Origin of the sequence: Pseudomonas versuta (genome assembly GCF_001294575.1) — a bacterium.
Lineage (GTDB): Bacteria > Pseudomonadota > Gammaproteobacteria > Pseudomonadales > Pseudomonadaceae > Aquipseudomonas > Aquipseudomonas versuta.
On sequence record NZ_CP012676.1, the window covers coordinates 5,084,243 to 5,099,987 of the forward strand.

Here is a 15,745-nt window from a genome sequence, read left to right on the forward strand (position 1 = left end):
ACTCCCCATTTTTTGTTGCCGCCACCATGCACTGTCCCTTCTGCGGTGCCAACGACACTAAAGTCATCGACTCGCGTCTGGTCGCCGAGGGCGATCAGGTGCGCCGCCGGCGTGAATGCCTGGCCTGTGGTGAGCGTTTCACCACCTTTGAAACAGCCGAGTTGGTGTTACCGCGCCTTATCAAGCAAGACGGCAGCCGTCAGCCTTTCGACGAAGAAAAACTGCGCGCCGGCATGCAGCGGGCGCTGGAAAAGCGCCCGGTCAGCGTCGAGCGACTGGAAGCTGCGCTGGCGCATATCAAGAGTAAGCTGCGCGCCACCGGCGAACGCGAAGTCAAATCGCTGGTTGTCGGAGAGCTGGTCATGGGCGAGCTGCAAAAGCTCGATGAAGTGGCCTATATCCGTTTTGCCTCTGTCTATCGACGCTTCCAGGACCTCAACGAGTTCCGCGAAGAGATCGACCGACTCGCCCGTGAGCCTTCCAAAGAATGACTGTAACTACAGAGCAATCCATTTTAGATGCCCATTACATGGCGCGTGCCATCGAGCTGGCGCGTAACGGCCTGTACACGACCCATCCCAACCCGCGTGTCGGTTGCGTGATCGTGCGTGACGGACAGATTGTCGGCGAAGGCTGGCATGTGCGTACGGGCGAACCCCATGCCGAAGTTCACGCCTTGCGTGCGGCGGGCGAGCTGGCCCGTGGCGCTACTGCATACGTCACGCTGGAACCGTGCAGCCACCATGGTCACACCCCGCCGTGTGCCGACGGCTTGCTCCATGCGGGCGTGGCGCGCGTCGTTGCTGGCATGCAGGACCCCAATCCTGAAGTCGCCGGGCGCGGTCTCAAGCGTCTGGCGGATGCCGGGGTCGAGGTGTGCAGCGGCGTGCTCGAGAACGAAGCCCGGGCGCTGAACCCCGGCTTCCTCAAGCGAATGGAGCACGGTCTGCCGTTTGTGCGGGTCAAGCTGGCGATGAGTCTTGATGGCCGCACGGCAATGGCCAATGGTGAAAGCCAATGGATCACCGGCCCTGCGGCGCGATCAGCGGTGCAGCGGCTGCGGGCCCAGGCCAGCGTTGTGTTGACCGGGGCCGACACGGTCCTGGCCGACGGCGCCCGTCTCACCGTGCGTGGTCCCGAGCTGGGTTTGAGCCCCGAGCTGACCGCGCTGGCGTTGAGCCGCCCACCGTTGCGGGTGCTGATTGACGGGCGTTTGCGGGTGCCGCTGGATGCGCCTTTTTTCAAGGCCGGTCCGGCGCTGGTTGCCACCTGTGTACCTCCCGCCGAGCAATACCGCACGGGGCCCGAGTGCCTGGTGATTCACGGTGCCAACGGCCAGGTCGATTTACGCAAGCTGCTGGTGGCGCTGGCCGCCCGCGGGGTCAATGAAGTACTGGTTGAGGCCGGGCCGCGTCTGGCCGGGGCGTTTGCCGAGCAAGGTCTGGTCGATGAGTACCAGATTTTTATCGCTGCCAAGTTCCTCGGGTCTACCGCGCGGCCCTTGCTTGAACTGCCGTTGACCCACATGAGCGAAGCGCCTTTGCTCAAAATCATTGAAATGCGCGCGGTGGGCGAAGACTGGCGAGTCACAGCCATACCTGTGCCATCAGCGAGCGTATAATTCTCAGCCTCCGTTTTACGCAGGTTCTGTTCTCAAGGGGAACGCCATGTTTACCGGCATCATTGAATCCATCGGCAGCATCCGCGCACTGACCCCCAAAGGCGGCGATGTGCGGGTTTATGTAGACACCGGCAAGCTCGACCTGAGCGACGTCAAACTCGGCGACAGCATTGCGATCAATGGCGTGTGCCTGACCGCTGTGGAGCTGCCGGGCAACGGTTTTATGGCTGACGTCAGCCGTGAGACCCTCGACTGCACCGCGTTCAATGACTTGAAAAGCGGTAGCCGGGTCAACCTGGAAAAGGCCCTGACCCCGACCACGCGTCTGGGTGGCCATCTGGTGAGCGGTCACGTTGATGGTGTCGGTGAAGTGATCTCGCGGGAAGAGAACGCCCGCGCCATCGAGTTCCGCATCCGCGCTCCCAAAGAACTGGCCAAGTACATTGCCCACAAAGGCTCGATCACTGTCGACGGCACCAGCCTGACCGTGAACTCGGTCAATGGCGCCGAATTCTCGCTGACCATCATTCCCCATACCCTGAGCGAAACCATCATGGACGACTACCGTCCAGGTCGCCGGGTGAACCTCGAAGTGGACCTGCTGGCACGCTACCTTGAGCGTCTGCTGCTGGGCGATAAAGCCGCCGAGCCAACTTCGGGCGGCATCAGCGAAAGTTTTCTGGCCGCCAACGGCTACCTCAAATCCTGAATTAAGGGGGTGCCGCGTGGCGCTCAACAGCATCGAAGAACTGGTTGAAGACATCCGCCAAGGCAAGATGGTCATCCTGATGGATGACGAAGACCGCGAGAACGAAGGCGACCTGATCATGGCCGCCGAGTGCTGCAAGGCCGAGCACATCAACTTCATGGCGCGCTTTGCCCGTGGCCTGATCTGCATGCCGATGAGCCGCGAGCGCTGCGAACTGCTCAAGCTGCCATTGATGGCGCCGCGCAACGGTTCCGGCTTCGGCACCAAGTTCACGGTCTCGATCGAAGCCGCCACCGGTGTGACCACCGGCATCTCGGCAGCTGACCGCGCCCGTACCGTGCAGGCAGCAGCGGCCAAGGATGCCAGGGCGGAAGACATCGTCAGCCCGGGGCACATCTTCCCGTTGATGGCGCAAGCGGGCGGTACCCTGGCCCGCGCCGGCCACACCGAAGCAGCCTGCGACCTGGCGCGCATGGCCGGGTTCGAGCCGAGCGGCGTGATCTGTGAAGTAATGAACGACGACGGCACCATGGCCCGCCGCCCGGAGCTTGAAACCTTCGCCGCCGAACACGGCATCAAGATCGGCACAATTGCCGACCTGATTCACTACCGCATGATCCACGAACGTACCGTTCAGCGGATTGCCGAACAGCCACTGGACAGCGAACTGGGCCAATTCAACCTGGTGACCTATCGTGATTCAGTCGAAGGCGATGTGCACATGGCACTGACCCTGGGCAAGATTTGCGCCGAAGAACCGACGCTGGTGCGTGTGCATAACATGGACCCGCTGCGTGACTTGCTGATGGTCCGCCAGCCCGGCCGCTGGAGCCTGCGCGCCGCCATGACTGCGGTGGCAGAGGCTGGCAGCGGGGTGGTGCTGTTACTGGGTCACCCCCTCGACGGTGATGTATTGCTGGCCCATATTCGCGAAACCGCTGACCAGGTGCCGGCGAAAAAACCGACCACTTACAGCATCGTGGGTGCCGGTTCGCAGATCCTGCGTGACCTGGGCGTGCGCAAAATGCGCTTGATGAGTTCACCAATGAAGTTCAATGCCATATCCGGTTTCGATCTGGAAGTTGTAGAATACGTGCCCTCCGAATAAAGACCGGTCGTGTCCTGTCCGAATTCGTGGCCCAATATCCTTAAAGAACGCACGCGAGTGCGTTCTGGCTCTTTAATACGAGACATACCGAATGACCCTGAAGACCATCGAAGGTACCTTCATCGCCCCCAAAGGTCGCTACGCTCTGGTAGTTGGCCGCTTCAACAGCTTCGTCGTCGAAAGCCTGGTGAGTGGTGCCGTTGATGCCCTGGTTCGCCACGGTGTGAACGAAAGCGACATCACCATCGTCCGTGCTCCTGGCGCGTTCGAAATCCCGCTGGTTGCGCAAAAGGTTGCCCAGCGCAACGAATTCGCCGCCATCATCGCTCTGGGCGCCGTGATTCGTGGCGGTACCCCGCACTTCGAATACGTTGCCGGCGAGTGCACCAAGGGCTTGTCCCAGGTGTCCATGCAGTTCGGCGTACCGGTTGCATTCGGTGTGTTGACGGTCGATTCCATCGAGCAGGCCATTGAGCGTTCCGGCACCAAAGCCGGTAACAAAGGCGCTGAAGCTGCCTTGTCCGCCCTTGAAATGGTCAGCCTGTTGGCACAGTTGGAGGCCAAGTGATTTCCGACGAAAGCGATCGTTTCAACCCGCGCGACCCGAAACCTGCGGACGCTGGCAAGCCATCCAAGAGCGCCAAGCGCCGTGAGGCGCGTCAACTCGCGACTCAGGCGCTGTATCAGCGGCACATGGCCAAGCAATCGTTGAACGAAATCGAAGCGCAGTTCCGCGTCGATAACGACTTCTCCGACGTTGATGCCGCTTACTTCCGGGAAATCCTGCACGGTGTTCCGGCGAACCTGGTTGAAATCGATGCTGTTCTGGCGCCTTGCCTGGACATCACCATCGAAGAACTCGACCCGGTTGAACTGTGCGTTCTGCGCCTGTCCACCTGGGAGCTGATGAAGCGTGTCGACGTGCCTTACCGCGTTGTGATCAACGAAGGCATCGAGCTGGCGAAAGTGTTTGGTTCTACCGACGGCCACAAGTTCGTCAACGGTGTACTCGACAAACTGGCGCCGCGCCTGCGTGAAGCTGAAGTCAAGGCTTACAAGCGCTAACCAGCGCTGTCGGCCATGGGCGAGTTCGAGCTGATCCGTAACTTCTTCGCTGCCGCGCCTTGTGCGCAGGTCGGCGAGGGTGTTGCTCTGGGCATCGGCGACGACTGCGCCCTGCTGGATGTTCCTTTCGGGGAACAACTGGCGATTTCCACCGACACCCTGGTAGCCGGGGTGCACTTCGCAGATCCTTGCGACCCTTTCTTGCTCGGTCAGCGTTCGCTGGCAGTGGCGGCCAGCGATTTGGCGGCCATGGGCGCAACTCCCCTCGCGTTTACCCTTGCCCTGACCTTACCTGCGGTTGAAGCCGACTGGTTAGAAGCGTTCGCCCGTGGTTTGAACCTGATGGCTCAAGGCTGCGGCTTGCGCCTGATCGGTGGTGATACCACCCGCGGTCCGCTGTGCCTGACGCTGACGGTCTTCGGTCGCGTCCCTCGGGGTCAGGCATTGACCCGCAGCGCAGCCCGCCCCGGCGACTTGCTGTGCGTTGGCGGCGAGCTGGGCAATGCCGCTGGCGCCTTGCCTCTGGTCCTCGGCCAGCGCAGCGCCACACCCGCCATCGCCGAGCCGTTGCTGGCGCACTACTGGTCGCCGCAACCGCAATTGGCGCTGGGCCAGGCACTGCGTGGCAAGGCCAGCTCGGCGCTGGATATCTCGGATGGCCTGCTGGCCGACTGCGGGCATATTGCCCTGGCGTCGAAAGTCCGCTTGCTGATCGAAAACGACCGCATACCGGTTTCGCTCGCCTTGCAAGAATTCCTGGGTGACGCCGATGCGCAGCAAGCGGCGTTGAGTGGAGGTGACGACTACGTGCTGGCGTTCACCTTGGCGGCTGTTGAATTGCCGACCCTGCTGGCAGATGGCTGGCCGATTCATGTGATTGGCCGAGTAGTTGAAGGGCAGGGCGTTGGCTTGCTGGACGTCCATGGCCAGGACATCACCCCGACCATTCGCGGCTACCAGCACTTCCGCAGTGAATAACAACCTGCCCAGATAACTTGTAGGAGCTGGCTTGCCAGCGATGCACCCAGTTGCCTGAATCGCTGGCAAGCCAGCTCCTGGAAGAACTATCAAACTTTTAGATCTTTATCTCCGATAATTCAGCCTAAGCGTCTATAGGAACGTCCTGTTACAATGTCGCCTCTGCGAATTTCCAGTACTCAAACTGATCAGGAGCACACGGTGCCCGTCGTTTTCGTTGCCGCTTGCAAGCTTCCCACCCCCTTTGCCGAATTCACCATGCATGGCTTTCTCGAGAAAGCCACGGGTCGTGAACACGTTGTGCTCAGTTTGGGCGACGTGGCGGACGGCGCTCCGGTTTTAGGCCGGGTGCACTCTGAATGCCTGACTGGCGATGCCTTGTTCAGCCAGCGCTGCGACTGTGGTTCGCAACTCGAAGCCGCCATGCAGGCCATCGCCCGCGAAGGCCGTGGCGTGTTGCTGTACCTGCGCCAGGAAGGCCGTGGTATTGGCTTGCTGAACAAGGTTCGTGCTTACGAACTGCAAGATGGTGGCGCCGATACGGTTGAGGCCAATGAGCGCCTGGGCTTTGCGGCCGATCAGCGTGATTACGGGATCTGCCTGCCAATGCTGGAGCACATGGGCGTCAAGTCGCTGCGTCTGATGACCAACAACCCGCGCAAGGTCAAAGCCTTGACCGACATGGGTATCACCGTGGCAGAACGTGTGCCGCTGCACACCGGGCATAACCCGCACAACAAGCTGTACCTGGCGACCAAAGCCAACAAGCTCGGGCACATGATGGGCAGCCAGCATCAAAACGAGGCCGACCCGGCGTGACCCGTGGTCAGATCCGTCGCCGCATGAGCTTCAGCTGGTGGCAGCAACTGGTACTGACCCTGCTGCCGCTGGTATTGGCCAACTGGTTGTTTGGCAAGTCCGAACCCTTGCTGCCCGGGCTGACGATGCCGTTTTTCATTGCCGGTGTCGCCTCGATGTTTGTCACGCTGCGCTTTTTCGGGCCGTATAAGCATGGCCTGATCGCACTGCAAAAAGCCCTTGATACTCCGCAGGAACCCGCTGCCTGGGCCGAGCTTGGCCGTGCCCGCTACCGCGCCTTGCTGGCTGCCGGCCTGCCGGTCTGGATCGCCGCGCTCGCGGTGTTTGTCGGGCTTGAAGGCGTGCCGTTGCTGCTGCTGTCAGTGTCGACGCTGGTACTGTTTTACCTCTATCGCATTCCGCGCCAGATCGGCTGATGCGCGCCTGGCTGGCGGTGTTGCTGCTGGCCGTCGGTATCCCGGCCGGGGCTGCCACACGGGTGGTCAGCCTGTCACCGTCCTTGTCCGAAATGGTTGTAGAGCTGGGTGCCACCGATCTGCTGGTGGGGCGCCTGGAGGCCGGGGAACCTTTGCCACAGCTGCGCAATGTGCCCTCTGTGGGTCGTTACGGCCAGCTGGACATGGAGCGCCTGCTCAGCCTGCAACCCGACCTGCTGTTGCTCTGGCCGGGTAGCGTTGCAGCTGCCCAGCGCGAACAGCTGCGTCACCTCAACATCCCTACCTACACTGCAGAGCCTGCCAGCCTCGAGCAGTTGGCCGATCAGGTCCAGGCCCTGGCCGTGGCGCTGAATCGCCCCGAGCGCGGCCGTGAACTGGCAGCGCAACTGCGACAGCGCCTGGCGGGGCTGCGTGCTCAATATCGGCGGGAGATACCGCTACGGGTGTTTTACCAGGTGTGGGATCAGCCGTTGTACACCGTCGGCGGCACACAGATCATCAGTGATGCACTGGCGGTGTGCGGGGCGAGCAATGTGTTTGCCGACCTCAAACTGCCTGCGCCGCAGGTGAGCGTGGAGTCGGTATTGCAGCGCAATCCGCAAGTAATCATTGCCAGCAGCCAGGCACAACTGGACGCCTGGAACGCCTGGCCGCAGATCGATGCGGTCAAGCACGGACGTTTGCTGTTATTGACCGATAAAGGTCTAGAACGCCCGAGTGCACAGATGCTTGAAGCAACGGCCCGACTCTGCGAGCAACTGGCTGACTGACTCTCACCCTGTAGGAGCGAGCTTTTAATACGCAGAGCTCGCGAGCAAGCTCGCTCCTACAGGGGGTACGAGGGATATCGGGGTTTTAGAGCGTCGGGGTCCAGGTAACAGCCAGTTGCACGCTGCGGCGCTCTTCCCGGTAACCGTAGTAGCTGCCGTCATAGCTGTAGAGCGCGCGGGTGAAGCTCTTGTCCAGCAGGTTGTCGACTTTCAAATCGAGCCTGACCTCGGAGCTGGCCTTCCAGTTACCGCGCACGCCCAGCAACCCATAACCGCCAATGGGCTGCTTGTTGTCATCGTCATTAAAGCTGCCACTCACCGCCTGCCAGCTGGCGCCGACCCCTACCCGGTCGAACTGGCGATCCAGATCCAGGCTCAGGGTGCGGCGGGCACGTCGGCTCAACGTATGGCCGGTGTCGCGATCACGGGGATCGGTAATGGCAACCCCGAGGCTGCTCTGCCAGCCGAACCATTCTTGCTGCAAGGCACTCTCGAATCCGATGATGCGCGCGGCGCCAATGTTCTGCTGAATGAAGTCGGCATCGGCCACAATCGCATCACGAATGTCGGTTCGATACAGGGAAGTTTCCAGTCGGCTGCTCTCGCTCAACTGGCTGCGCCATTGCACCTCGTAGCTTTTTGAATGCTCGGGTTTCAGGGCCGGGTTGCCGTATTGCGGGTAGTACAGATCGTTAAACGTCGGCGCCCGGAACCCTTCGCTGTAAGACAGCAGCACATCGTTAGCAGGGTTGAGCGGTACCGTCAGGCTGGCGCTCCAGGTGTTATTGCTGCCGAACTGCTGGTTGTCGTCGTGACGCAGACCCAGTTCGGTAGAGAAATAATCGCCATTGAAGCGGTGCTGGATAAACACGGCGCGATTCCAGCGGCTGCCCTTTTCAAAGACAGTGCTGCTGCGCACGCGATCCTCATAGGCATCGGCACCGAGGATCAACGTGTTTTGATCATTGAGCGTCAGGTTGTTTTGCCAGTTCAGCGAGTCGCGATAGGTGTTGAAGCTGTAGATGTCAGCGCTGAGCTTGTCGCGGGTTTTTTCGCGATTTTCGCTGTGGCCCAGTTCCAGGCGCGAATTCCAGCGCTCGGTCAGCTGGGCGTCGATAAAACTGCCCACGCTGCTGATATCAAAGTCACTGTAGAGCTGCTGACCACTGACGGTCATGGTGTCCGGGTCCCAGCGTCCAAACGAATTATCGAGCTCGGTTTTGCCGATGTTCTTCATCGCGGTCAGGCCGACTTCCAGATCATCGCCCAGGGTGTGACTCAGATTCAGACTCAGGGATTTATTGCGGTAAGCATCATGATCGTTGTCGCTGGGGAAGGATTCATGGGTGCGATTGATCCCGGCAGTTTGTTCAAGGCTGCCGCTCAGGTTGTAGCGGGTTTGTGCGTCACCACCGGACACGCCGACACTGTTGTCGGTGCTGCCATAACTGCCAACCGAACTGTGCACCCGCAGCTGAGGGGCCTGGTCTGCGCCGCGGCGGGTGAAAATCTGGATCACCCCGCCAATTGCATCGCTGCCGTAGATGACCGACCGCGAGCCGCGCAGTACTTCAACACGTTCGATTTGATCGATGTTCAGGTATTGCAGGTTGCTGTCGGCCGAGGTGGCATTGGCCATGCGCTGACCATCCACCAGTACCAGGCTTTGTGCCGATTTGGTGCCGCGAATGTAAATCCCCGGCAAGCCACCGCGGCCACCGCTGCGTGCCACCTGCACGCCTGGAACCCGGCCCAGCAGATCGGTCAGGCTGGTAGGTTGCAGCCGGTCGATGTCGTCACGGGTGAACACTGTGTTGGCGCTGCTGCTGTCAGAGCGCGCCTCGACCTGGCGGTTGCCGGTGATCAGTGTTTGCCCAAGCTTGAGTGCATCTTCCCGTTCGAGAGTGTCGGCGAGCAAAGGGCAGGCAGGGATGAAGCCGAGGAGTAAAGCCAGGCGAAGGTGTTTCATGTTTTTCCAAATCTGTAGGAGCGAGCTTGCCTCGCGAGCTCGTTGGAAGGCTCGCGAGCAAGCTCGCTCCTACAGTAAGTCTGATTGGGTCAGAGCCCCAGCAGCTGCATGCGCTGGCGCACCGAAGCTTCGATACCCGCCGCATCCAGCCCGCATTCAGCCAGCATCTGGCTTGGCTTGGCGTGTTCGACATAGACGTCCGGCAAGCCCAGGTGCAGGACCGACCTGAGCACGTTTTCACGGGCCAGGAACTCGCTGACTGCCGCCCCGGCACCGCCCATGATGGCGTTCTCTTCAATGGTCACCAGCAGCTCATGGCTGTCGGCCATTTCGCGGACCAGTGCTTCATCCATCGGCTTGACGAAGCGCATGTCGACCACGGTGGCATCGATTTTTTCTGCCACTTGCAGCGCTTCGGCCAATTGCACGCCAAATACCAGGATCGCCACCTTGCTGCCTTTGCGACGAATCACGCCTTTGCCGATTTCCAGCGGCTCGAGGGTTTTTTCGATGGCTGCATTGGGCCCGGTGCCGCGCGGGTAACGCACTGCCGCCGGACCGTTGTACAGATGGCCGGTGGTGAGCATTTTGCGCAGTTCGTTTTCATCGCTCGGGGTCATGATCACCATGCCCGGGATGCAACGCAGGTACGACAGGTCAAAGCTGCCGGCATGGGTCGGGCCGTCTTCGCCAACCAGACCGGCGCGGTCGATGGCGAACAGCACGTCCAGATTTTGCACGGCGACGTCATGCACCAGCTGGTCGTAACCGCGCTGCAGGAATGTCGAATAGATAGCCACCACAGGCTTGGCGCCTTCGCAGGCCATACCCGCTGCAAAGGTCACGGCGTGTTGTTCTGCAATCGCTACGTCGAAGTAACGCAGCGGGAAACGTTCACTGAACGCGATCAGATCCGAGCCTTCTTTCATGGCCGGCGTAATGCCGACCAGGCGTTGATCGGCGGCAGCCATGTCGCACAGCCACTCGCCAAATACCGCCGAGTACTTTGGCCCGCTCTCAACTTTTGCTACTGCTTTCGGTGCGTCCAGCGGTTCGAGTTTGGTGATGGCGTGGTAGCCGATCGGGTCAGCCTCTGCCGGTGCAAAGCCCTTGCCCTTTTTGGTGACGATGTGCAGGAACTGCGGCCCCTTGAGGTCGCGCATGTTGCGCAGCGTGGCGATCAGGGTCGGCAGGTCGTGGCCATCGATAGGGCCAATGTAGTTCCAGCCAAGCTCCTCAAACAGGGTGCCGGGAACCAGCATGCCTTTGGCATATTCTTCGGTGCGTCGGGCAATTTCCCACGCACCAGGCAAACGCGACAGCACTTTCTTGCTGCCTTCGCGCATGCTGGCGTAGGTGCGGCTGGAGAGGATTTTGGCCAGGTAGTTGGACAAGCCGCCGACATTGCGCGAGATCGACATGTCGTTGTCATTGAGGATGACCAACATGTTGGCGTTGACTTCAGGCGCGTGGTTCAGGGCTTCAAAGGCCATGCCGGCGGTCAGCGCGCCGTCACCGATCACGGCGATGGCCTTGCGCTCACTGTTTTGCAGGCGCGCGGCAATGGCCATGCCCAAAGCGGCACTGATTGACGTGCTGGAGTGGCCGACGCCAAAGGTGTCGTACTCGCTCTCGGAGCGACGCGGGAAAGCGGCGATCCCGTCTTTCTGGCGCAAGGTCGCCATTTGCTCGCGACGGCCGGTGAGGATTTTGTGCGGATACGCCTGATGGCCCACGTCCCATACCAGCCGGTCATCCGGGGTGTCGAAGACGTAGTGCAGCGCAATCGTCAGTTCAATGACGCCCAGGCCGGCACCAAAATGCCCACCCGTCTGGCCGACGGTATAGAGCAATTCCTGGCGCAATTCATCGGCCAGGGTTTCCAGCTCGGCTTCGGCCAGCCGGCGCAGGCCCACAGGCGTGCCCGCTCGGTCGAGCAGGGGCGTAGTCGGGCGCTTGCGGGGGATCTCTTGAAACGTCGTTGGCATCAGGCGAATCGTTATAGGCATAGAAGATGGGGCAGTTTACCTTAAGGAACGTAAGCTGCCCACGCGCGGTGGAAATCGTTAGTCAGACCTTGGCATTAGACGCTGTCTGAAAACGCCATATTTTCCAGTTTTAGTGACGACGTTCCACGATGTATCGCGCCAGTGCGCGCAGCGGATCGGCTGTAGTGTCAAAAGATTTCAGCGCATTGAGTGCCTGGTCACGCAACTCCAGCGCATAGTCCTTTGCACCTTGCAGCCCCATCAACGCCGGGTAGGTGGGTTTGTCCCGTGCAATATCGGCCCCCTGGCGTTTGCCCAGGGTCGCGGTATCGCTCTCAACGTCAAGAATGTCGTCCTGCACCTGAAATGCCAGGCCAATCGCCCTTGCATAGAGGTTCAACGCCTGCAGATCATCTGCACTGGCATGGCCGCTGGCCAGGGCGCCCAACTCTACGCTGGCTTCGATAAGTGCGCCGGTCTTGTGCCGGTGCATGAACTCCAGTGCGGTCTGATCAAGTTTGATCCCCACTGAGCCGAGATCAATTGCCTGCCCGCCGACCATGCCCGCGGGGCCTGCAGCAAGTGCCAGCCCGGCAACCATGCGCAAGCGTGTCTCGGCGTCCAGGGTATTGAGCTGCGGATCCAGCAAAGTGCTGAATGCCAGGCTTTGCAGGCCGTCGCCGGCCAGAATCGCACAGGCTTCGTCGAACGCTTTATGGGTCGTCGGCTGGCCGCGGCGCAGGTCGTCATCGTCCATCGCGGGCAAGTCATCATGCACCAGCGAATAGGCGTGGATCAGTTCTACCGCACAGGCCGCGCCATTGGCTTGCTCTGCTGCAGCGCCCAAGGCTTCGCAGGCGGCATAGGCCAGTAGCGGGCGGACCCGTTTGCCGCCGTTCATCACGCTGTAGCGCATTGCTTCATAGAGGCGGGCCAGCTCCGGAGCCGGAGCGACAAACAAGCGCTCAAGCGCCGCGTTGACGCGGTCCTGGCTGCTGGTCTGGTAGGCATCAATCATTCTGGCTGTTCCGCTTCAAAGGGCTCTTGGGCCAATTCACCATCACGCTCAAGCAGGATTTGTACTTTCTGTTCAGCCTGAGCCAGTGCGCCTTGGCAATCACGGGTCAAGCGGATGCCTTGCTCGAAGGCGGTCAACGAATCTTCCAGTGACAGCTCGCCATTTTCCAGACGCTCGACCAGTGATTGCAGGTCAGCGAGGGACTGTTCGAAATCCAGAGCAACTTTTTTGCGGGCCATAGCGGCATTCTCGGTAGGCGTTAAAACCGGCTGACACTAGCAGACGGCGGGTTTTGGGGCAAATCCCGGGCAGCTAACAGGGCTTGCCCGGGGCCCCGCAATGGCCGCTTACCGATGGCCCTGGCCTTGCGCCGTCGCCACGCTGATCAGCCCAGCAAGTCGAGTGTGCGGGCGCGGGCTATAGCCTGAATGCGACTGGTCACATGCAATTTGCTGAACAGGTTTTTCAGGTGCCACTTTACGGTTTCTGCCGAGATATCCAGGCTGCGGGCGATTTCCTTGTTGGCCTGGCCCTGGGCAATCAGTTGCAGGATCTGTTGTTCGCGCTCACTCAGGGTTGGCTCGTCGCCGCTCTGTTTATCATCACCGATCGGCTGATCGACGCTTTCGAGCAAGGGGCGCAGGTAGGCGGTTATCGGTGCCCGTGCGCTTTTCAGTGAGGCCTGGAGCAGGGCCGGCATGGCTGCTCCCGCATCCAGCAGGGTGCGGCGCAGGTTTTGCCGGCAGGCCAGATTGAGCAGCGGTTGCAGGGTTTTCAGGGCGGCTGCCTGATCATCGGGCCATAACGCGCACGCCAGGGCGGCGCGGCTGCGTGCGGCGCGCAGTAACTGGCCCTGGCATTCGTCCTGTTGCAGCAAGGTCTGTAACAGGGTTGCGGCCACCCTCCAGTGTTTTTGCGCAGCGGCGATATGGCATTGCGCCTGGGCGTGGGCACGGCGGATGTCAGGGTGGGAGTGGTCGAGTGCCTGGAACTGCTCCAATAACCCCAACGCCTGGGGCAGTTGCTCGCAGGCCAGGTGAATGCGTATCTCCTCCACCAGCAGCCAGGCTTGCAGGCGCGGCCAGCGGCGCAGCGTTGCCAGTTGCTGGGCATGCTGCAACAGATAACGGGCCTGGCCCGGTTCCCCCGCCAAAAGCGCTCTGCGTGACAGACTGGCATACGCGCAAAACAGCGCATCAGGCGGCGCAACGGCATCAATCTGGCTCAGGCGCGGCTCCAGCAGCGTCTGTAGCTGTTGCCATTCGCCACGCTCATACAGCAACTCTCCCAACAGCGCCGCCAGCGTTGCGCTGCCACTCGACTGAGGTCCGGTGAGCTGCTGGGCCGGTGTCAGCGCCTGAAGATAGTACTGTTCGGCACTGTATAAATCGGCTTGGCGCAACTGACTCAAACCCAGCACAAAGGCCCGGTACACACTGACAAAAAGGTTATGCGACGGGGTGGCGGGGCAGGGCATGTGGCGTTGTACCGCTTGTGCCTGCTGGAATTGACCGCGGGTCATGTAGTCATAGCTGAGGATGTTGCAGATCAGCCCGTCGACCCATGTATCGCCACAGGGCACTTGAGCCAGCAGGGGTTCGACACGTTCGATGCTCAGGCTGATATTTTCCGCGAACGCCTCGGTGATGGCGCCGATCACCTGGTATTTGATGTTCAGCCTTGAGTGGTGCCCCAGGGTCTTGAGCAAGGGCCCCAGGCTATCGAGCAACCCCCGTGAGGCGGCGAAGTGAAAGTGATGGCCCAGGGCCCAGGCCAGATTGAGTTGCAGGTCGATGCGCTGTTCATCCAGGGCTTTGCCGCAGGTGTCGGGCATCTGCTGCAGCCAGCGCACCAGCGTGTCGACATCCCCTTCTTCGGCCAGTGACTGGGCGCCCTGGTTGGCGCAATCGTTGCGGCTCCCCAGCTTGCCCGCGGCCAGCGCGTGGCGGATAGCCTCGGCCCAGTACTGATGGCCGGCGAGCCAGTTACTGGCCCGTTCATGCAACTGAGCCACGTCGATGCCGGTCTGCAACAGGCGCTCATTGAGGGTCTCGACAAACAGCGTGTGGTAACGAAACCACTGGCCCTGGGTATCCAGGGCAAAGATAAACAGGTTGTGCCGTTCAATTTCCTCGAGCATCTGTTGCGCGTCGTCGCGGCCAGTTACCGCATTGCACAGTGAAGGCGTCAGGCGCCCCAAAATCGAAGTCTTGAGTAAAAACGCCTGTAGCGGCAGCGGTAAGGGCGCCAGCACCACATCGTGCAGATAGCGTCCTATCTGGCGGTTACCCAGTTGCAAGCGATCCAGATCGCGCAGCGGATCGCTGGGCGCCAGCGCTGCCATCTGGATCCCGGTAATCCAGCCTTCAGTCAGACTCAGCACGCGCTGAAGGTCGGCCGGGGCAAAACACTGAGTGGTTGCGTGGGCCAGGTAGTCCTGGGTTTCTTCAAGATTGAAACGCAGCGCATTGGTGTCGATTTCAAGCAGTTGATTGCGTGCCTGCAAACGGCTCACAGGCAGTTGCGCAACGCTGCGACTGCCCACCAGCAAGTGCAGGCAACCGGGGGCATGAAGCAGCAACTGCTCCAGGTCCGAGGTAATGCCCGGGTGGTGAATCAGGTGCAGGTCATCCAGCACCAGGTACAGGGGCTCAAGCCGGGCCTGCAAGAGGTTGATCAGCTCACGGATGAATCGGCTGTCGGCCGACGCCATACAGTCAGACAGGGCATCGGCTTCAATTCGCGGTTGCCCGCTGGCCTGGCTCAGGGCGCTCAGCAGATAACGGCGAAAGGTCAGGGGCGTATCGTCCTGCTCGTCCAGGCTGAGCCAGGCCACCCCATGACCCTGCTCGCGCAAAATCTGCGACCACTGCCCCAGTAACGTGGTTTTACCAAACCCTGCCGGGCCGCACACCAGCGCCAGGCAGCGCCCCTCCAGCAGGCTTATTTTTTCCAGCAGCCGCGCTCGCGCCAGCACCGTTCCGACCGAGCGCGGAGGTACCAGCTTGGTGGTTATCAGGGGCAGGCCGTAATTGATGTCAACGCGTTCCGGGCCCGCGGGCAGTTTGGGAAATCTGGCTTGGGTCATTGTTGTTATGTATCCCTCTAGCGTTTGACTGACGCCGCCTCTGGGGGTTGAAGGGTAGCCCCCCCATCGCTCTTAAGCGCCCCCCCATCCGGGTAGTTATGGCGCGAACTCTAGGCTCATACCGTAAGCGAACGCCATCGTCGTGCGCCTGCGGGGGCTCGATAAATCCAATAAA

Annotated in this window: 15 protein-coding genes; 10 read left to right on the forward strand and 5 right to left on the reverse strand. The window is 60.9% G+C overall.

Translation table 11 applies throughout. From position 1 onward, the window contains the following. Nucleotides 1–26 precede the first annotated feature (26 nt). From nrdR to AOC04_RS22945, 10 genes are all read left to right on the forward strand, one after another. Nucleotides 27–491 (forward strand): transcriptional regulator NrdR, encoded by a 465-nt coding sequence (nrdR, locus tag AOC04_RS22900; protein ID WP_003444283.1) that lies wholly within the window; start codon nucleotides 27–29, stop codon nucleotides 489–491. Continuing rightward, nucleotides 488–1,621 carry a bifunctional diaminohydroxyphosphoribosylaminopyrimidine deaminase/5-amino-6-(5-phosphoribosylamino)uracil reductase RibD gene (gene ribD / locus AOC04_RS22905; protein WP_171970558.1) on the forward strand — a complete coding sequence of 378 codons (1,134 nt, stop codon included), beginning with the start codon at nucleotides 488–490 and terminating at the stop codon, nucleotides 1,619–1,621. The genes nrdR and ribD overlap by 4 nt, the downstream gene beginning before the upstream one ends. A gap of 46 nt (nucleotides 1,622–1,667) precedes the next feature. Continuing rightward, entirely contained in the window at nucleotides 1,668–2,330 is a 663-nt protein-coding gene (locus tag AOC04_RS22910; RefSeq protein WP_019409432.1) for a riboflavin synthase, read from the forward strand. Between the two features lie 16 nt (nucleotides 2,331–2,346). Beyond that, the gene (gene ribBA / locus AOC04_RS22915) at nucleotides 2,347–3,438 is read left to right on the forward strand and encodes a bifunctional 3,4-dihydroxy-2-butanone-4-phosphate synthase/GTP cyclohydrolase II (RefSeq protein WP_060696774.1); all 1,092 of its coding nucleotides are present in this window, start codon (nucleotides 2,347–2,349) and stop codon (nucleotides 3,436–3,438) included. Nucleotides 3,439–3,529: 91 nt separating this feature from the next. Continuing rightward, nucleotides 3,530–4,006: a 6,7-dimethyl-8-ribityllumazine synthase gene (ribH, locus tag AOC04_RS22920; protein WP_016779228.1), complete on the forward strand. Its 477-nt coding sequence runs from the start codon at nucleotides 3,530–3,532 to the stop codon at nucleotides 4,004–4,006. After that, on the forward strand, nucleotides 4,003–4,503 hold the full coding sequence (gene nusB / locus AOC04_RS22925) for a transcription antitermination factor NusB (protein ID WP_060696775.1): 501 nt from the start codon (nucleotides 4,003–4,005) through the stop codon (nucleotides 4,501–4,503). Before ribH ends, nusB begins: the two co-directional genes overlap by 4 nt. Nucleotides 4,504–4,518: 15 nt before the next feature. Next, nucleotides 4,519–5,481 (forward strand): thiamine-phosphate kinase, encoded by a 963-nt coding sequence (thiL, locus tag AOC04_RS22930; protein ID WP_060696776.1) that lies wholly within the window; start codon nucleotides 4,519–4,521, stop codon nucleotides 5,479–5,481. 201 nt (nucleotides 5,482–5,682) lie between these two features. Further along, nucleotides 5,683–6,300, forward strand: a complete 618-nt coding sequence (ribA, locus tag AOC04_RS22935; RefSeq protein WP_060696777.1) for a GTP cyclohydrolase II — start codon at nucleotides 5,683–5,685, stop codon at nucleotides 6,298–6,300. After that, nucleotides 6,297–6,716 (forward strand): hypothetical protein, encoded by a 420-nt coding sequence (locus tag AOC04_RS22940; protein WP_060696778.1) that lies wholly within the window; start codon nucleotides 6,297–6,299, stop codon nucleotides 6,714–6,716. The genes ribA and AOC04_RS22940 overlap by 4 nt, the downstream gene beginning before the upstream one ends. Continuing rightward, the gene (locus tag AOC04_RS22945; RefSeq protein ID WP_060696779.1) at nucleotides 6,716–7,507 is read left to right on the forward strand and encodes a cobalamin-binding protein; all 792 of its coding nucleotides are present in this window, start codon (nucleotides 6,716–6,718) and stop codon (nucleotides 7,505–7,507) included. Before AOC04_RS22940 ends, AOC04_RS22945 begins: the two co-directional genes overlap by 1 nt. An 85-nt stretch (nucleotides 7,508–7,592) precedes the next feature. On the opposite strand, the gene AOC04_RS22950 is transcribed toward AOC04_RS22945, so the two are convergent. From AOC04_RS22950 to AOC04_RS22970, 5 genes are all read right to left on the reverse strand, one after another. Then, nucleotides 7,593–9,476, reverse strand: coding sequence for a TonB-dependent receptor domain-containing protein (locus AOC04_RS22950; protein ID WP_060696780.1), 1,884 nt, complete (start codon nucleotides 9,474–9,476; stop codon nucleotides 7,593–7,595). A gap of 89 nt (nucleotides 9,477–9,565) precedes the next feature. Then, complete coding sequence (gene dxs, locus AOC04_RS22955) at nucleotides 9,566–11,464, reverse strand: 1-deoxy-D-xylulose-5-phosphate synthase (RefSeq protein WP_060696781.1); 1,899 nt, start codon at nucleotides 11,462–11,464, stop codon at nucleotides 9,566–9,568. Nucleotides 11,465–11,594: 130 nt separating this feature from the next. After that, nucleotides 11,595–12,482, reverse strand: coding sequence for a (2E,6E)-farnesyl diphosphate synthase (ispA, locus tag AOC04_RS22960; protein WP_060696782.1), 888 nt, complete (start codon nucleotides 12,480–12,482; stop codon nucleotides 11,595–11,597). Next, entirely contained in the window at nucleotides 12,479–12,721 is a 243-nt protein-coding gene (locus AOC04_RS22965) for an exodeoxyribonuclease VII small subunit (RefSeq protein WP_003444260.1), read from the reverse strand. The genes ispA and AOC04_RS22965 overlap by 4 nt, the downstream gene beginning before the upstream one ends. A gap of 146 nt (nucleotides 12,722–12,867) precedes the next feature. Next, nucleotides 12,868–15,570: a winged helix-turn-helix domain-containing protein gene (locus AOC04_RS22970; RefSeq protein ID WP_060696783.1), complete on the reverse strand. Its 2,703-nt coding sequence runs from the start codon at nucleotides 15,568–15,570 to the stop codon at nucleotides 12,868–12,870. Between the last annotated feature and the right edge of the window lie 175 nt (nucleotides 15,571–15,745).

Excerpts from the sequence above, each read along its gene's own strand:
- ribD (WP_171970558.1), top strand. The coding sequence starts at position 488 with ATGACTGTAACTACAGAGCAATCCATTTTAGATGCCCATTACATGGCG.
- ispA (WP_060696782.1), bottom strand. The coding sequence starts at position 12,482 with ATGATTGATGCCTACCAGACCAGCAGCCAGGACCGCGTCAACGCGGCG.
- AOC04_RS22970 (WP_060696783.1), bottom strand. The coding sequence starts at position 15,570 with ATGACCCAAGCCAGATTTCCCAAACTGCCCGCGGGCCCGGAACGCGTT.
- nrdR (WP_003444283.1), top strand. The coding sequence starts at position 27 with ATGCACTGTCCCTTCTGCGGTGCCAACGACACTAAAGTCATCGACTCG.
- ribH (WP_016779228.1), top strand. The coding sequence starts at position 3,530 with ATGACCCTGAAGACCATCGAAGGTACCTTCATCGCCCCCAAAGGTCGC.
- AOC04_RS22950 (WP_060696780.1), bottom strand. The coding sequence starts at position 9,476 with ATGAAACACCTTCGCCTGGCTTTACTCCTCGGCTTCATCCCTGCCTGC.
- dxs (WP_060696781.1), bottom strand. The coding sequence starts at position 11,464 with ATGCCAACGACGTTTCAAGAGATCCCCCGCAAGCGCCCGACTACGCCC.
- thiL (WP_060696776.1), top strand. The coding sequence starts at position 4,519 with ATGGGCGAGTTCGAGCTGATCCGTAACTTCTTCGCTGCCGCGCCTTGT.
- AOC04_RS22910 (WP_019409432.1), top strand. The coding sequence starts at position 1,668 with ATGTTTACCGGCATCATTGAATCCATCGGCAGCATCCGCGCACTGACC.
- AOC04_RS22945 (WP_060696779.1), top strand. The coding sequence starts at position 6,716 with ATGCGCGCCTGGCTGGCGGTGTTGCTGCTGGCCGTCGGTATCCCGGCC.
- AOC04_RS22965 (WP_003444260.1), bottom strand. The coding sequence starts at position 12,721 with ATGGCCCGCAAAAAAGTTGCTCTGGATTTCGAACAGTCCCTCGCTGAC.